This is a genomic window from Kiritimatiellia bacterium (assembly GCA_026417735.1).
Taxonomy (GTDB): Bacteria; Verrucomicrobiota; Kiritimatiellia; order PWTM01; family PWTM01; genus CAACVY01.
In genome coordinates this window covers 22,382-38,438 of the sequence record JAOACR010000018.1, presented here as the reverse complement: position 1 = coordinate 38,438, position 16,057 = coordinate 22,382, and the positions used below count along the sequence as shown (strand labels likewise).

The 16,057-nt window shown below is 69.4% G+C and carries 17 protein-coding genes; 3 read left to right on the top strand and 14 right to left on the bottom strand.

Annotation, left to right across the window (positions count from 1 at the left end; all coding sequences use genetic code 11):
- Positions 1–44: 44 nt before the first annotated feature.
- From N2652_09330 to N2652_09265, 14 genes are all read right to left on the bottom strand, one after another.
- A complete protein-coding gene (locus tag N2652_09330) occupies positions 45–431 on the bottom strand; it encodes a metallopeptidase family protein (protein ID MCX7819390.1) in 387 nt (128 codons plus the stop codon).
- A complete protein-coding gene (locus tag N2652_09325) occupies positions 428–1,018 on the bottom strand; it encodes a FumA C-terminus/TtdB family hydratase beta subunit (GenBank protein ID MCX7819389.1) in 591 nt (196 codons plus the stop codon). The genes N2652_09330 and N2652_09325 overlap by 4 nt, the downstream gene beginning before the upstream one ends.
- Positions 1,011–2,153, bottom strand: a complete 1,143-nt coding sequence (ftsW, locus tag N2652_09320; GenBank protein MCX7819388.1) for a putative lipid II flippase FtsW — start codon at positions 2,151–2,153, stop codon at positions 1,011–1,013. The genes N2652_09325 and ftsW overlap by 8 nt, the downstream gene beginning before the upstream one ends.
- Before the next feature lie 22 nt (positions 2,154–2,175).
- Positions 2,176–3,138: a LysM peptidoglycan-binding domain-containing protein gene (locus tag N2652_09315; protein MCX7819387.1), complete on the bottom strand. Its 963-nt coding sequence runs from the start codon at positions 3,136–3,138 to the stop codon at positions 2,176–2,178.
- A gap of 13 nt (positions 3,139–3,151) precedes the next feature.
- A complete protein-coding gene (murD, locus tag N2652_09310) occupies positions 3,152–4,498 on the bottom strand; it encodes a UDP-N-acetylmuramoyl-L-alanine--D-glutamate ligase (GenBank protein ID MCX7819386.1) in 1,347 nt (448 codons plus the stop codon).
- 20 nt (positions 4,499–4,518) lie between these two features.
- Entirely contained in the window at positions 4,519–5,643 is a 1,125-nt protein-coding gene (mraY, locus tag N2652_09305) for a phospho-N-acetylmuramoyl-pentapeptide-transferase (protein ID MCX7819385.1), read from the bottom strand.
- 13 nt (positions 5,644–5,656) lie between these two features.
- Positions 5,657–7,045 carry a UDP-N-acetylmuramoyl-tripeptide--D-alanyl-D-alanine ligase gene (locus tag N2652_09300; protein MCX7819384.1) on the bottom strand — a complete coding sequence of 463 codons (1,389 nt, stop codon included), beginning with the start codon at positions 7,043–7,045 and terminating at the stop codon, positions 5,657–5,659.
- 9 nt (positions 7,046–7,054) lie between these two features.
- Positions 7,055–8,524: a UDP-N-acetylmuramoyl-L-alanyl-D-glutamate--2,6-diaminopimelate ligase gene (locus N2652_09295; GenBank protein ID MCX7819383.1), complete on the bottom strand. Its 1,470-nt coding sequence runs from the start codon at positions 8,522–8,524 to the stop codon at positions 7,055–7,057.
- Positions 8,525–8,531: 7 nt separating this feature from the next.
- Positions 8,532–10,298 (bottom strand): penicillin-binding protein 2, encoded by a 1,767-nt coding sequence (locus tag N2652_09290; protein MCX7819382.1) that lies wholly within the window; start codon positions 10,296–10,298, stop codon positions 8,532–8,534.
- A gap of 1 nt (position 10,299) precedes the next feature.
- Complete coding sequence (locus N2652_09285) at positions 10,300–10,677, bottom strand: hypothetical protein (GenBank protein MCX7819381.1); 378 nt, start codon at positions 10,675–10,677, stop codon at positions 10,300–10,302.
- Positions 10,671–11,588 carry a 16S rRNA (cytosine(1402)-N(4))-methyltransferase RsmH gene (gene rsmH / locus N2652_09280; protein MCX7819380.1) on the bottom strand — a complete coding sequence of 306 codons (918 nt, stop codon included), beginning with the start codon at positions 11,586–11,588 and terminating at the stop codon, positions 10,671–10,673. The genes N2652_09285 and rsmH overlap by 7 nt, the downstream gene beginning before the upstream one ends.
- 29 nt (positions 11,589–11,617) lie before the next feature.
- Positions 11,618–11,833: a hypothetical protein gene (locus N2652_09275; protein MCX7819379.1), complete on the bottom strand. Its 216-nt coding sequence runs from the start codon at positions 11,831–11,833 to the stop codon at positions 11,618–11,620.
- A gap of 30 nt (positions 11,834–11,863) precedes the next feature.
- Complete coding sequence (locus N2652_09270) at positions 11,864–12,322, bottom strand: hypothetical protein (protein ID MCX7819378.1); 459 nt, start codon at positions 12,320–12,322, stop codon at positions 11,864–11,866.
- A 326-nt stretch (positions 12,323–12,648) separates the two neighbouring features.
- Positions 12,649–12,819, bottom strand: a complete 171-nt coding sequence (locus N2652_09265) for a hypothetical protein (protein MCX7819377.1) — start codon at positions 12,817–12,819, stop codon at positions 12,649–12,651.
- A gap of 253 nt (positions 12,820–13,072) precedes the next feature.
- Between N2652_09265 and N2652_09260 the strand changes: the two genes are divergently transcribed.
- From N2652_09260 to N2652_09250, 3 genes are read left to right on the top strand one after another with little or no spacing between them, the layout of a single operon-like run.
- Positions 13,073–13,750, top strand: a complete 678-nt coding sequence (locus tag N2652_09260; protein ID MCX7819376.1) for a DUF1080 domain-containing protein — start codon at positions 13,073–13,075, stop codon at positions 13,748–13,750.
- Between the two features lie 3 nt (positions 13,751–13,753).
- A complete protein-coding gene (locus tag N2652_09255; protein ID MCX7819375.1) occupies positions 13,754–14,539 on the top strand; it encodes a DUF481 domain-containing protein in 786 nt (261 codons plus the stop codon).
- A 4-nt stretch (positions 14,540–14,543) separates the two neighbouring features.
- Positions 14,544–16,055, top strand: coding sequence for an OB-fold nucleic acid binding domain-containing protein (locus N2652_09250; protein MCX7819374.1), 1,512 nt, complete (start codon positions 14,544–14,546; stop codon positions 16,053–16,055).
- The last annotated feature ends 2 nt before the right edge of the window (positions 16,056–16,057 follow it).

Here is a 16,057-nt window from a genome sequence, read left to right as displayed (position 1 = left end):
AGAGTCTGAGCAGCGAAACCGCATTGTGGCGGCGGCAGGGGCGGTCAGTCGAGGTCGCGTTCGGCCAGCGCGTCCTCATCCAGCCCCAGATAGTGGCCCAGCTCGTGCAGTAGCGTCCGCCGCACCTCCATGCGAAACGCCGCCGCGTCTCCCTCTGCCTCGGCCCACAGGTTCTCGACAAACAAGAGGACTTCGGCCGGCAGGGGATCGTCCGCGTCGTCCGCATGACCGCGTCCGACGAACAGCCCCAGCAAGTCGGGGTCATGACCCTCACGGATCAGTTCGGTGGACGGTCGGTCCTCGATCACCACCGGGATCGCGCGTGCCCGGTGGCGCAATGGCGCCGGGAGCGCCTCCAGCACCCGACGCACTTCCTCGGCCGCCGCCGCGCGCAGCCGTCGGCGCACCACCGGATCGAGGCGCCGGCTCATCTCGCCCCCTCCGCGCGGCGGTCCCAGACGGTGTGGCCCTGCGCGTCAATCGCGACGACGGCGGGAAAGCCCACCAGCGTCAGTCGCCGCACCGCCTCCGGGCCGAGATCCTCATATGCGATCGTCTCCGCCCGCTGAACGCAGCGCCCCAGCAGCGCTCCCGCTCCACCCACCGCGAGGAAGTACACCGCGCCGTGCTGGCGGATCGCCTCGATCACCGCGGCGCTCCTCTGCCCTTTGCCGATCATGCCCCGCAGTCCGAGTTGAATCAGACGTGGTGTGTACACATCCATGCGACTGCTGGTGGTCGGCCCCGCCGACCCGACCGGCCGATCGGGCCCCCCCGGCGTCGGGCCCACGTAATAGATCGTTGCGCCGCGAAGATCGAACGGTAGCGGCTCGCCACGGTTGAGCGCCTCCCACATCCGACGATGTGCGGCGTCGCGGGCGGCAACGACCTCTCCATACAGGCGAACCCATTCTCCCGCCCGAAGCGTCCGCCACACGCGATCGTCCGGCGGCAACCGGACATCCCGCCATGCCGGCGGAGACGGGGCGCCCGCCGCGGCGGCGCTCCGCTCACACATGCCGCAGCCCGTCCTTGATTCGCTGTGTGTCCGGGTCGCTCACCAGCCCGCCCGCGTGGCGACCGACGTTCAGCAGTACGCCGATCATCAGCCCCGTCACCGCGAGGCTCGATCCCCCGTAGCTCACCAGCGGCAGCGCAATGCCCTTCGTCGGCAGACAGCCGGTGACCACGCCGATGTTCAGCAGCGCCTGCGCAACGATCGTCAGCGTGATGCCCCACGCCAGCAGGCGTCCAAACGTGTCTGGGGCCCGCCACCCGATCCAGGTCCCGCACAACAGAATACCCAGATAGGCGGCCAGAAACGCGAGCGTCGCCCAAAGCCCAAGCTCCTCACCGATGATGGGGAAGATGAAATCGGTGTGGGACTCCGGCAACCAGAAATGCTTTTGCACGCTGTTGTCTAGGCCCACCCCCGCCACACCGCCCAGCGAGAACGCCCGCATTGCCTCCACCAGCTGATGCGCGGCGCCCTCCACGTGCCGCTCCGGGTGCAGATAGGCCAGCATCCGCTCCATTCGCTCCTGGTCGCTGAACACGAGGACGGCGAACCCGCCGCTGACCAGCGCGCCAAGCACCGCCAAATACCCAACATGCGCGCCGCCCAGGTACAGCAGCAGCACCCCGATCAGAAAGACCAGCATCGTCGTGCCAAAGTCCGGCTCAATCAGCACCAGCCCCAGCACCGTGCCCATCACCGCCATCGGAATCACGATGCCATCCTGCAGCCCCGCCACCCGTCGCTCGTTGCGGTGGATCCACCACGACAGAAACAGCACCATCACGAACTTTGTCAGCTCCGATGGCTGAAACAGACCGAACCCAAGCGAAATCCATCGGCTGGCACCGTTGCGGCGTACGCCGACGCCCGGCACAAAACAGAGAATCAACAGCACCGCGGAGACCACCAGCAGCGGCACCGCCCAGGGCCGCCAGCGATGATAGTCCACGACCGACGCGATCAGCCCCACCACCGCGGCAACCGCCGCCCACATGATCTGCCGCTGAATCAGATACGCGGGATCGCGGAACCGGTGCTCTGCGTACGCGGCGCTCGCGCTGGCCAGAACCATCAGGCCCGCCGCCGCGAGGGAGATCACCAACAGCACCAGAACCGCGTTGACCGCCCTCCTCATCGGCGATCCCGCTTGCTGCCGATCACTGGGAGATCGGAATCAGCAGCGTCATCCCAGGCTTCACCGCGGACGCGTCCGGCAGATTGTTCAGCTTCAGGATCGACTCGGGCGTCACGAGAAAAATCTTCGCGATTGATTCCAGCGTTTCGCCCGCGCTGACAGGGTACCGGATCGGCTGCGCCGATGCGCCCAGCGTCGGCGTCGGCGCGGCAGGAGACGGGCTGGCCGGGGGGGCCGGCGCCGTCGGCGGTGGCGGCGTCAGCTGCGGTGAGGGCTCGGGAGCAGGCGCGGGGGCGGGCGTCGGCACGGTGACCGAGGGCGGCACCGGCGCGGGCGGCGGTGCAACCGGTTTTTCCATCGGTCTGGCTGGCCGCGACTCGGACGTCTTCGCGGCGGCGGGCAGCTTGAGCTTTTGACCAGCGCGCAGCTTGTTCGGATCCGTGATCGCGTTCAGCTCCGCCAGCTCCCGCGCGCTCACGCCGTGCCGCGCCGCAATCTTCGAGAGCGAGTCACCCGGCTGCACCACGTACTCGTCGGCGGCGGCCGCCGCCCGCGCCGACGCGGGCTTCTCGGGCCGGGGCCGGCTCGCATGACCGGGCAGCAGCAGTTTCTGGCCCGCGCGCAGCTTGTTCGGGTCCGTGATCGCGTTCAGCTCGGCCAGCTCCCGCGTGCTCACACCGTGCCGCGCCGCAATCTTCGAGAGCGAGTCGCCCGGCTGCACCACATACTCTTTCGGCGCCAGATCCGCCGACGGCGGCGGGCTGGGACGCTGCGCCGGCGGCGGCACCGGCGCCGGCGGAGGCAGTACCGCGGGCGGCGGCTCCGGTACCGCTGGCGGCGGCATCACCGGCGCCGGCGGAGGCTCAACCGCCGTCGGCCGCGGCGTACCGCAGCCCTGCGACAACACGATCGCGGCCACCGCGACCGCATGCAGCCCCGCGAAAACACCCAGCACCCACAGTTCCTTCGCACTCAGCTTGCGCATGCTTGCTCTCTCCTCAGATCGCCCGCATCGCGCGGGCCCGCACCCACTGTTCGAACGCCTCTCCGCGCTCCTCGAAGTTCCGATACTGGTCAAAACTCGTACAGCCGGGCGATAGCAACACCATTTCGCCCGCCGTCGCCTCCCGGGACGCGCGCTCCAGCGCCGCCTCGAGCCGGTCGCAACAGTGACATGGAACCACATCCCGCCATTCCGACGCAAGCAGCTCGGCCGCCTCGCCGATCAGGTACGCCGCCCGCACGCGAGTGGCGAGCAGCGCTCGCGCCGCCGCAAACGTCGGCTCTTTCGGACGACCTCCTGCGATCAGCCGCACTGGCCGTGACGCGATGCGCAGCGCAGCGATCAGCGCCGCACAGCTCGTCGCCTTCGAGTCGTTCACGTACAGCACGCCACGGATCTCCGCGACGGGCGCGGTGCGGTGCGGCAGCGGCTGAAATGCGCGCGCGGCCGCCTCCAGCGCCCCAGGGTCCACGCCGAGCTCGCCCAGCGCTGCCGCCGCCGCCGCCGCGGTCAGACCGAGCACCTCGTTGTCAAACCATGTGCCGCGCACCGACGCCGGCGCTCGCCCGCCGAACCAGACCGCACCGGCGGCGAAACGCACGTTCGCGGCACCCGCCGCACCGAACGTGACCGTGCACGCGCGCGGCGCTCGCACCCCCCGCAGCTCCTCCGCCTGTTCCGCCGGCAACACCGCCACATCGTCGCCCCGCTGCCACGCCCACAGCCGCGTCTTCACCTCGCGGTACGCCTCATAGGTCCGGTGCCGGTCGAGGTGGTTGGGTTGCACATTCAGCAGCACCGCGACGTCCGGCCGGAACGCGGTACAGGTCTCGAGCTGGAACGAGCTGACCTCGAGCACCAGTACATCGAGCGCGCCGCATCGCCGCGCCACCTCGCAGGCGGGCGGCCCGCCGTTGCCACCCGACGCGACCTTCGCGCCCGCGATCCGCAGCGCGTCCGCGATCAGCCGTACCGCGGTGCTCTTGCCGTTGGAACCGCTCACCGCGATCGTTCGCACCGCGCCACAGCGCCGCCAGCCCAGTTCGATTTCTGCGATCACCGGCACACCTTGCGCGCGAAGACCCGCGATCCATGGCGATGTGGGCGGAATGCCCGGCGCCGCCACCGCAAAGGCCCACCGGCCCTCCGGCACGCGCTCGGGATTCTCCCCCGTGCGCAACTGCGCGCCCGTCCGGCCGATCTCGGCCGCGGCCGCACCCAGCTGTGACGCCGGCGCCCGGTCCACAACCACCACCCGCCGGCCGTCCGCCGCCAGCAACCGCGCCGCGGCGACGCCGCTTTCGCCGGCCCCCAGCACCAGCACCGCACGCTCCTCTGCCACCGACCCTGTTCCGACCGCCGTCACCGAATCTTCAGCGTCGCAATGCCCGCCAGCGCGAGAATCAACGACACGATCCAGAAGCGCACCGTCACGCGCGATTCCGCCAGACCGGGATCCAGACCCTCCCGTGCCAGCTGGTCCTTCGCGTTCCACTCGAAATGATGGTGAATCGGCGCACAGCGGAACACCCTCCGGCCGCCGCTCCAGCGAAAATACAGCACCTGGATGATCACGCTCAGCGACTCCAGCACGAACACCCCGCCCACCAGAATCAACGTGAGCTCCTGGTTGATCAGCATCGCGACCGTCGCGATCGCGCCGCCGAGCGCAAGGCTGCCGGTGTCCCCCATGAACATCTGCGCCGGCCGGCAGTTCCACCAGAGAAACCCCAGACAGGCACCCACCAAGCAGCCGCAGACAACCGCCAGCTCGCCGGCGCCCGGCACATACGGAATCAGCAGATACCGCGCGAACACCGCGTGCCCCGCACAGTACGCCATCACCAGATACGACATTGCCGCGGACCCGCTGCAGCCGACCGCCAGCCCGTCGAGCCCGTCGGTGAGGTTGACCGCGTTCGAGCATCCCGCCAGCACCACGAGCGCGAACAACGCGGACGGCACGGGGCCCAGGTTCGCGATCAGCGGCGTTTTTAAAAAGGGCACCGCCAAATCGCTCGCCATCGGCCGCCATTCCGGCCGCTGCCAGAGCACGGCAACCAATGCGATCGCGCAGGCGGACTGCGCCGCCAGCTTCCAGCGGGCGGGCAGCCCCTTCGCGTTGCGCGCCGTAATTTTGAGCAGGTCATCCGCCGCGCCGACTGCGCCCATCGTCCACATCACCGCGAGCGTGAGCCAGACGAGCGCATTGGAGGGCATCGCCCACAGCAGCGCCGCGACACTGGTCGTGCCGATGATCAGCACCCCGCCCATCGTCGGCACCTTCTTCGCCGCGTAGTGGCGATCGAGCTCCGGCACGTCCTTGAGTCGAGACGGGTGGCGGAGGCGCAGCGCGGTAAGCCGACGGATCACCGCCGGCCCCAGCAACAATGAGAGCGCAAAGGCGGTCGCCGCGCCGCCCAGTGCGCGGAACGTCACGTACTGGAAGAGGTTCAGCGGCCCCCACCAACGGGACCATTCGCTCAAGTAGTAGAGCATCTCAACCGTCCAATGCGCCCGCCCGCCGCCGACGGGCCCATTCCTCGACCACCCGGTCCACGTGCTCCGCGCGCGAGCCTTTCAGCAGCACCGCATCGCCCGGCCGCAGCAGCTCGGCAAGACACTGCGCCGCCTCTTCGACATTCGCGCAGCGGTACAACCGCAGCGCAGGCCGGCCCGACTCCGCCGCGCCCTCCGCGATACCGGCGGCGAGATCGCCCACCGTGATCACCCCGGCCCACTCGCCCCGAGCAACCTCCCGCCCGACCTGCCGGTGCGCCTCCGCCGCCGTGGCGCCCAGCTCGTGCATGCCACCCAGCACCAGCCACTTTCGCGGCGCACGGTCTGCCGCGAACGTCTCCACCGCGGCCCTGACGCTGAGCGGATTCGCATTGTATGCGTCGTTGATCCACCGCACGCCGCCCACAATCTGCTCCTCCCCGCGCATCGGAAGCGGTCGAAACTCCGCAATCGCGACCGCGGCCGCTTCCGGGTCCGCACCAGCCAGCGCGGCGACCGCCGCCGCTCTCAGCGCCGCCCGCGCGAACGGTTCCCCACGAACCGGCAACCTGCATCGCAGCACAAAACCGGCCCCGCCGCGCACTTCCAGCCAAGGGCCCTCCGCCGTGCTCTCGACCCGACCGACGAAATCCGCCGGCGCCTCCAGCGCCACCGTCACAATCCGCGCGCGCGTCGCAGAACGGATCACCTCCAGCCACGGCTCGTCCGCCGCCGCGATCACCGTGCCGCGCGGCGGCAGGTTCGCCGCCAGTTGCGCCTTCTCGCGCGCGATCGCCGCCTCGCTCCCGAAGAACTCGATGTGCGCGGGTCCGATTCGCGTGAACACCACCCAGTCCGGCTGCAGCATCGCCGCCAGCGGTTCCATCTCACCGGGATGGCTGATGCCCACCTCGAAGACCCCCCACCGCAAATCCGGCGGCGCGTTCAGCAGCGCGAGCGGTAGGCCGATGTCGTTGTTGCGGTTGCCCGGTGTACGGGCGGTGCGCCCCTGCGTGGCGAGCACGTCGGCCAGCAGCTCCTTGGTGGTGGTTTTGCCGACACTGCCCGTGATGCCGATCACCCGGCCGCGCCAACGCGCCCGATGACGCGCCGCCATTTCAGCGAGCGCACGCCGGCTGTCCTCCACCACCAGCAGCGGCAGCGACATGTTCAGTCGCGCGGCGGCGCCACGCTCCACCACCGCCCCGACCGCACCCCGGCCCGCAGCGTCCGCCACGAAGTCGTGGCCATCGAACCGGTCGCCACGAATCGCGACGAACAAATCTCCCGGCTCCACCTCGCGCGAATCGTGCACGACCCGACGGACCGGCGGCGCCGGCCGCGTCCACCGCCCGCCGCACCAGCGGGCCAGCATGGAGGAGGTCAACATGCGATCGGTTCACCCGCCGCCCGAAAGAAGCCGCCGTGCGACCTCGCGGTCGTCGAACGGCACCACGTGCCGGGCGAACTCTTGGTAGTTCTCATGGCCCTTGCCGGCGATCAACACCATGTCCCCCGGCCGCGCCAACTCGATCGCCCGCGCAATCGCCTCCTCCCGGTCCGGAATCATCTCGCGACGCGTGCCGGGCGGCATCCCGGCGAGAATCTCCTCGATGATCGCCCGCGGATCCTCGCTCCTCGGATTGTCACTGGTCAAAATCACATGGTCGGCGAGCTCCGCCGCGACGCGGCCCATCACCGGCCGCTTCGCTCGGTCGCGGTCGCCACCGCAACCGAACACCACGATCAGCCGCCGACGGGTCACCGCGCGCAGCGTGGTCAGCACGTTCGCGAGCGCATCGCCCGTGTGCGCATAGTCCACGAACACCTCGAAGCCGCGGTCGCACGGGATGCGCTCGAGCCGGCCGGGCGCGCCGCGGAACTGCTCCAGCGCCGCCACCATCGTCGAGACCGGAACCCCGCGGGCGCCCGCCGCCGCCAGCGCGGCCAGCGCGTTGGAGACGTTGAAGCGACCGAGCACCGCCAGCCGCACCTCCGCATCGCCCCACGGGCTCCGCAGCACAAACCGTGACCCCTCCGCGCCGGTCTCGATGTCCTCCGCACGGACGCTCGCCGCTGGATGCGCGCCGTACGTGATGATCTGCGCCCAACCGCCGATCATGTCGGCGAGCTGATGCCCCCACGGGTCATCCAGATTCAGCACCGCGGCCGCGCGCTTTTCCATCCGGCCCAGCCCCGCAAACAGCCGCGCCTTCGCGGCGAAGTAACGCTCGATCGTGCCATGGTAGTCCAGATGATCGTGCGTGAGGTTCGTGAACACGCCCACGTCGAAGTCCACCCCCCATACCCGCTTCTGCTCGAGCGCGTGCGACGAAACTTCCATCACCGCGGCGCCGCAGCCGGCCTTCAGCATTTGCGCGAGCATCGCCTGCAGGTCCGGCGCCTCGGGCGTGGTGCGCGAAGCCGGAATGCAGCGGTCGCCGATCTCATACTGCACGGTGCCGATCAGCCCGGGCCGCCGCCCCGCCGCGGCGAGGATGTCGCGGATCATGAAGGTGGTGGTGGTCTTGCCGTTCGTGCCGGTCACCCCGATCACCTCCAGCCGCGCGGACGGATGGCCGTGAAACGCGCAGGCGATCTCCGCGAGCGCGCGGCGCGCATCCTCCACCCGCAGCATCGTGACGTCGCGCCGCGGACGCACCGCGGTCTCCGCGACCACCGCGACCGCGCCGCGTCGGATCGCATCATCGATGTACCGCGTACCGTCGTCGTGCGCGCCCCGGATCGCGACGAAGAGGTACCCCGGCCGCACCTGCCGCGAATCGTAGGCGATGCCGGCGATGTCCGGTTCCGTCGGGCCCGCGACGGTCATTGGCTGGATCACACTGAGCAGGGACTCGATCCTCATCGCTTCCTCACAGAGTTGACCAATCCACATCGGCGTCACCCTCCGGCGGCATCTCGATGCCCGGCGCCACCGCGGGCCGCGCTGGCTCCGACGGCGGAATGCCGAGATACCGCACCACGTCCTGCGCGATCTGCCGGAACACCGGCGCAGCGACCACCCCACCGGTGTGTTCCGGCTGCGGCTCATCCACCACAACGATGATGCCCAGTGCCGGCGAATCGGCCGGGATCAGACCCATGAAGGAGGCGATGTTGCGGTGGTGGTCATAGCCCCCCACGCCAGCCTTGATCGCGGTGCCCGTCTTCCCGGCCACCCGGTAGCCCGGCACCGCCGCGCGGCGTCCGGTGCCCTCGGGCGCAGTGACGCCCACCAGCAACTCGGTCATCAGCCGCGCGGAGTCCGCGCGAAGCGGCGTCGCGGCCGCAGTGGGCGAGAACTCATGGAGCGTGCGGCCGCGCGCGTCGGTGACGCGTCGAACGATCACCGGTTTCATCCGCACGCCGCCGTTGCCGATCGCACCGAGCGCGGAAATCATCTGCAGCGCGGTCGCCGCAACACTGTGGCCCATTGCGATGCGCGTCGCAGTCAGTGAGTCCCATTGACGCCGCGGCGGCAGAATACCGGACTCCTCGCCGGGCAGTTCGATGCCGGTGCGCGTGCCGAACCCGAAGTTGCGCAGATACGTGTCCAGCGCGGCGTCGCCCAGCATCACCGCGATCTTGGCCGCGCCGATGTTGCTGGACTTCTGCACGATACCTGCGACGGTGAGCTGGCCGTAGGGGTGAAAATCGCGCAGGGGACGTCCGCGGTAGTACCAGACCCCGTGCTCGCAGTCGAACGGAGTGTCCGCGCGCACGACGCCGGCGTCGAGCGCCGCCGCGATCGTCGCGGCCTTGAACGTAGAGCCCGGCTCGTACACGTAGCCGATCGCGCGGTTCAGGTGGTGGTCGAGGCTGCTGGCGCCGTAGTTGTTGGGGTCGAACGCGGGCCGCGAGGCCATCGCGAGAACCTCGCCGGTGCGCACGTCCAACACGATCGCCCAGGCGCCGAGCGGCCGGTGCAGCCGCACTGCCTCATCGAGCGCGTCCTCCACCACCGTCTGCACGACGGCGTCCAGCGTCAGCTCGACCGTCGCGCCAGGCTCCGCGGGCAGATCGAATCGCCGCTGGTCGGCGATCTCCTGGCGGCGCGCGTTCCGTACCGTCACCCGAACACCCGGCCGGCCCTTCAGCCACCGGTGATAGGCCATTTCGATGCCGGCGGCACCGACGCGCTCGGCGTTCACAAAGCCGACCACATGGCAGGCCAGCTCGCGCAGCGGATACTGGCGCCGCGGCGTTTCCTCCCACCAGATATGGCGGAGCTTGAGCTGGCGGATGTGGTCGATTTGCTCCCGGGTCAGGCCGTCGGCGAGGTACACCTGCCGGCGCTCTGGCTGCTGCAGCCGCCGCTGCAGCTCCACGCGGTCCAGCCCCAGCAATCGTGCAAACAGCTCCGCGTACGCGACGACCAGCCCGTCCAGCACCACCCCCTCGGGATCCGCGTTCAGTCGGTACAACGGCACGTCGAGCGCCAGCGCGGTGCCGTTGCGATCGAGGATCCGCCCCCGCGGGGCGGGCGTCTCGATCCGAACCTCCCGCGTCACTGGGCCACGGAATACCGGATCGAGCTCGCGGGTATGCAGTGAGGTCAGCCGAAACGCATACGCCGCGAACAGCGCCAGCAGTCCCGCCAGCACCACCAGCAGTCGATGGCCTCGACTCCACGCACGCATTTCACGGCTCCCGCCGCACGCGCGCCCAGCGGGTCTCGCCGGTCGCGGCCGGCGCCGGCGCTGCCACCTCCCGCACGAGGTAGACCATCCGCTCGCTGCCGGCCCAGTCCATCGCAATGCCGAACTGCTGCAGCGCCGCGCGGACCGGTTTTAGCGCGCAGAGCTGCGCCCAACGTCCCTCCTCGTTCAGTCGGAACTGCCGCTGGCGCACCAGCGCCTCTTCCGCCGCCGCCACCTCGCGCGCCAGCGCGCGCACCCGCACGCTCAGCTGCACATAGCCCAGCCCCGCCGCGGCCGCGGCCACCAACCACAGCACCACGCCGAGCGCCGCTCCCCCCTGCGGGGCGGCCCGCACCCGAGCTCGACGCCGGCTCAACATGGCGCGGCTGTCCGCTCCGCCACCCGCAGCCGTGCGGACCGCGCCCGGGGATTGGCCGCCACCTCCTCGGCCGCTGGCCGCAGCGCGTGTCGCGTGATCACCTTCACCGGCGGGGGCTCGAACGTCCATCGGACACCCCCCTCCGGCCGCCCCTCGCATCGGGGCTCGTGCGCACGGAAGGTCTGTTTCACGCACCGGTCCTCAAGACTGTGAAATGCGATCACCACCACCCGCCCCCCTTCGCCCACGATGTCCAACGCCGCCGCCAGCCCCCGCTCGAGTTCTTCCAGCTCCCGGTTCACCGCGATGCGCAGCGCCTGAAACACCCGCGTCGCCGGATGCCGCGCGCCTGCTCCCCGCCCCACCGCCTCCGCAACAATCCGGGCCAGCTCGTCGGTCGTCTCAATCGGGCGAATCGCACGGCGCGCGACGATCCTTCGCGCGATCCGCGCCGCGCGCGGCTCCTCCCCCCACCGCCGGAACAGTTCCGCCAGCCGCCCCTCCGGCCACAGGTTCACTATCTCCGCGGCAGTGGGCGCGCTGCGGGGATCCATCCGCATGTCGAGCGGACCGCTCAACTGAAAACTGAAGCCCCGGCGAGGCGTCTCCAGCTGATCCGACGAGACCCCCAAATCCATCAGCACACCGTCGCTCGGCACAAAGCCGTGCGCGGCGGCCACTTGCCGGAGCGATGAGAACCTGGCGTGTACCGTCACCACACGTCCGCCGAATCTCGCCAACCGGGCGGACGCCCGCTCGATCGCTTCGGGATCGGCGTCAATCCCCAGCAGGCGGCCGTCCGGTTCGCTCGCGGTCAGCACCGCCTCCGCGTGTCCTCCACCACCGAGCGTCGCATCCACGTATCGGCCTCCCGGCCGCGGCCGCAGCCACCGCAACACCTCGGCGACCATCACCGGCGCGTGTCGCGTCGGCTCCACCGTCAGAACAGAATCCGGACACCACCACTGCGCACCAGCGGGTCATGGAAGCGCACCGCGCGAGCCGCCGGCCGCCCCGTCGGTTCCCGACGCAGTCCCCAGCGCCCCCACCAGCCCTCCCACGCCCGAACTCCGCCCGCCGGCAGCTCGTACCGCTTCGGCTCCTCAATCGAACTGTCCAACGAACGGTTGATTCCCAGATACCTCGCGATCCTCACCATTGTGTGATCCTCCGTCTCCGCCCGAGCTCAGACGCCGACGTACTGGGAGGCCTCCAGCAGTCCCTGATCGTCAATGCCGGACTCGAACGCCGCCCAGCGCTCCGGATTCCAGAGCTCGAACCCTTCGAAATTGCCCACCAGCAGCACTCCGCTGCTGCGACTCAGCCCCGCGTGCGCCAGCAACTCATCCCGAATGCGAATGCGCCCCTGCGAGTCCCACCCCACCAGCTCCGAGCGCGCCCCCATAATCCGCAGATACGCCCGACCCTTTGCGTCCGCCATCGAAAGGTTGTGAATGTTCCGAAACTTCAGGCTCATCACACGCGCGGGGTACGCGTAGAGCAGCCGCTGTTCGCCGACACTCGGCACGATGAAAAACTGCGGCGGCTTACCGACCTTCTCCCGCCATTCCGCCGGAATCGTCAGACGCAGCTTCGGGTCGAGCTGATGCCGGTACTGACCGCAGAAATACGGCACCGTCTCCATCCCTTCCTGACCCAACGCTGGAACCGAGTCTGACACCTCGCTGCTCTTTCTGACACCATGTGACACTATTCCCCACCACGCGTCAAGAAAAAATTTCGACCGCATTTCAGCGCCCCGTTGTCACCGGCGCGCAAGTTCCGCTCCCGCAATGATTCCTCGGTTTCGGGGACAGACCCTCAGGCTTGCCGGCGTCGCCTTGAATCGGCCATCTGCCCGCACAAAGCCTCCGGACTCCTCCCCCTGCCCGCAAAATCATCCCTGCCGCGATCGCGCACCGCTTGGGACACGATCTCTTCTTGCTCTTCGCGTTCCCATACTCGCAGCCCTCACGCCACTACCGTCCCCCCTGCGAGCTCCACATACGGGCGACAGAAGTCCCGCACCACACTCGCGGTCGGCGCACCGGCAGGCGGCAAGCGGCGCTCCACCGCACCCGTGCGCCGTCCCACCATCACACGCAGCCAACCGTACCGTATGGTCGCGTATTGTCGTTCCAAGCCTTGGAGACTCCGTGGCCGGCGGCTTCCAATCCATGGACGCCGCCATCGTCCGCCCACGCGCGAACAGCAGCGCCCCGCCTTTGCCTCGCGTCCTGTCTCCAAGGAGCCACGCAAAGCCCCCCTGTCTGGCGAGCCGTGCCGGACCGCAAGCCCGCAAAGGCCTCGAGGTCCCTCATCGGCCGCGCGACCGTACGCTTGCGATCCTCACCCCGCCTCCCTAGGATGAGCTCACAGCGATGAGGGCGCTCAAATGAAACTCACGACTTCCGTCGCGGCTTGCACCTGCCTGCTGCTGCCGGTCTTCACCCCGACGATCGCACCGGCGGACGGGGACGGCTGGCGCCCCTTGTTCGCAGCGGATCTCTCCGACGCCGATGCGCCGCCCGGCGTCTGGCGGTGGGAGGATGGCGCGCTCACCGCCTCGGAAGATCGCTGCCTCTGGACGCGGGAGGAATTTGAGAATTTCGAGCTCGAGCTGGAGTTTCGGCTCAGTCCGGGCGCCAACAGCGGCGTGATTCTCTACTGCACCGATCCGGCGAACTGGATTCTAAAGTCGGTCGAAGTGCAACTGCTTGATGACACCGCGCCGCAACACGCGACCGTTCCGCCGACCATGCGGTGTGCCGCGATCTTCGGTCACCTCGGCCCGAAGGAGCCGACCGGCTGCGGGCCTGACCGCTGGCACCGGCTTCGCATTGTCGCGCGGGGCCCGATGATCAGTGTCGCGGTGAACGATCGCACGGTCACCGAAATGGACATGCGCCAGTGGACCTCGCCGGACCGCAACCCGGACGGCTCCGAGATCCCCCCATGGCTGCGCCGCCCGCTCGCGTCGCTGGCGACGCGCGGTCGCATCGGGTTGCAGGGGCGCCATGCGGGAGCTCCGGTTTGGTTTCGCAATCTGCGCGTGCGGCCGGCGCGGAACTGAGGTATGCTCGCCCGCCCTTCTCCGTCTCGGGTATGGCGCTTCCGGCGGCCGATCACGGCCGCGCCGTTGGTCGCCGTCGCGTGGGCCGCCCGTGCCGCGCTCAATGCACCGGAGGTGACGCCGGCGGTTAGCAGCGACCACGCGGCGCACCTTGGTCTCTCGCTCAACGCGGGTAACAGCGAGAGCCTGCGTCTGAACGTCGGTGCAGTCAGCGCCGCCGATCTCAACGACGAGATCTCCTACCACCTCGGGGTCGATTTCAACTACGGCGAAAGCGCCGCCGGCGAGCGCGCGTCGGCCCGCGATGTGGACAACGGCAAGATGTTCGGCAACGTGCGCTGGACCTTCCAGCCGCCGTGGTTCGCCGCACTGGACGCCTCGGCGATGTACGACCGCATGGCGGAAATTGACCGGCGGGTCACCATCGGTCCCGCGCTCGGTGCGGACCTCCTGCGCCGGCCCGGGCTGCGGTGGAGCATCGAAGCCGGTCCCGCGATGCTCTGGGAGCGCGTCGCGGGGATCAACGATGCCTACGTTGCGGTGCGCATCGCCGAGCAGTTCGACTGGCGCCCCGACGAACGACTCCGGATCTGGCAGCGGCTCGAATGGACAGCGGACAGCTCGGATGCGGCAAACGCGCTGTGGAACATTGAAGCGGGCATCGAGTCCCGCGTCGGTCGCCGCACGCGCCTGCGCTCGGTGTTGCAGGACCGGTACGACACCCGGCCGGCAGAGGGGGTGCGCCACAACGACGTCACTCTGCTGACCGGCCTCGCCCTCGAGCTTTGAGACGATGAGCGGTGAAACGCTGACCGTGTCGCGGATTGCGGAGCTACCCACCCAGATCGGGCGCGAGGTGATCGTGCAAGGGTGGGTCCACGGCCGACGCAGCGGCGGAAAAATCGTCTTTCTGCTGGTGCGCGACGGGACCGGCGTCGTGCAGTGCGTGGTGGAGGCGGTGCAGGCGGAGGCGTTCCGTGTGGCCACGGACCTCGGGCACGAGTCGTCGGTGCGGGTCGCCGGCGCGGTTCGTGCGGACCCGCGCGCACCCGGCGGAGTGGAGCTCTCGGTCACGCGCCTTGAGGTGGTCCAGCCGGTCGCGGACTACCCGATCGCACGCAAGGAACACGGCGTGGACTTTCTGCTGCGTCACCGCCACCTGTGGCTGCGTTCGCCGCGCCAGTGCGCGATTCTGCGCATTCGGGACACGCTGATCCGAACCATTCACGAATGGTTCGCGGCGCGCGGGTTCGTGCGGGTGGACACGCCGATCCTCGCGCCGGGCGCGGCCGAGGGCGCCGCGACGCTGTTCCCGGTCGAGTACTTCGGCCAGACCGTTTATCTGGCGCAGACCGGTCAGCTCTACCTCGAGGCCGCCGCAATGGCGCTGGGGCGGGTCTACTGTTTCGGCCCAACATTCCGCGCGGAAAAATCGAAAACTCGGCGGCATCTCACCGAGTTCTGGATGCTGGAGCCGGAGATCGCGTGGGCAGAGCTGGACGAGGTGCTAGCAATCGCGGAGGAACTGGTCGGCGCGCTGGTCGCCCGCGTGCTCGCCGAGCACCGCGCCGAACTCGCTTTACTCGGCCGTGATCCGTCGCCGCTGGAGCGCGTCAAAGCCCCCTTCCCCCGCATTACCTACAGCGAGGCGGTGGAACTGCTGCGCAGCGAAGACACCCATCGGCGCATGCGCGAGGAAATCGAACGCGACCGTGAACGTCTTGCCGGGATGCGCGAGCGGCTCGCCGCGCTCGAACGCGAAGCGGAGACCGCGCGCAAAGGGTGGCCCCAGGACCGGCTGGCCCGCGAGATCGCTGAACTGCGAGAGGACGTCGCCCACCTCGGCCAGGACCTCGAGCAGCGCGCAGCCCGGCTGGACTCCGCGGCACGCTTCCAGTGGGGCGACGATCTGGGCGGCGACGAGGAAACGATTCTCTCCCGTCTGTTTGACCGGCCGCTGATGATCACCCGCTACCCGCGCGGCGTGAAAGCGTTCTACATGAAACCGGCGCCGGATGACCCCCGCGTGGTGTTGAACGTGGATATGCTGGCACCGGAAGGCTACGGCGAGATCATTGGCGGCAGCCAGCGGGAGGACCGCCTCGAACCGTTGCTGGCGCGCATGCGCGAAGAGAAGCTCGATCCGGCCGCCTATGAATGGTACCTGGATCTGCGGCGCTACGGCTCCGTGCCGCACGGTGGGTTCGGCCTCGGATTGGAGCGGTTCATCGCCTGGATCTGCGGTCTCCGTCACATTCGCGAGGCGATACCCTTCCCTCGCATGATGGGCCGCCTCTACCCGTGATC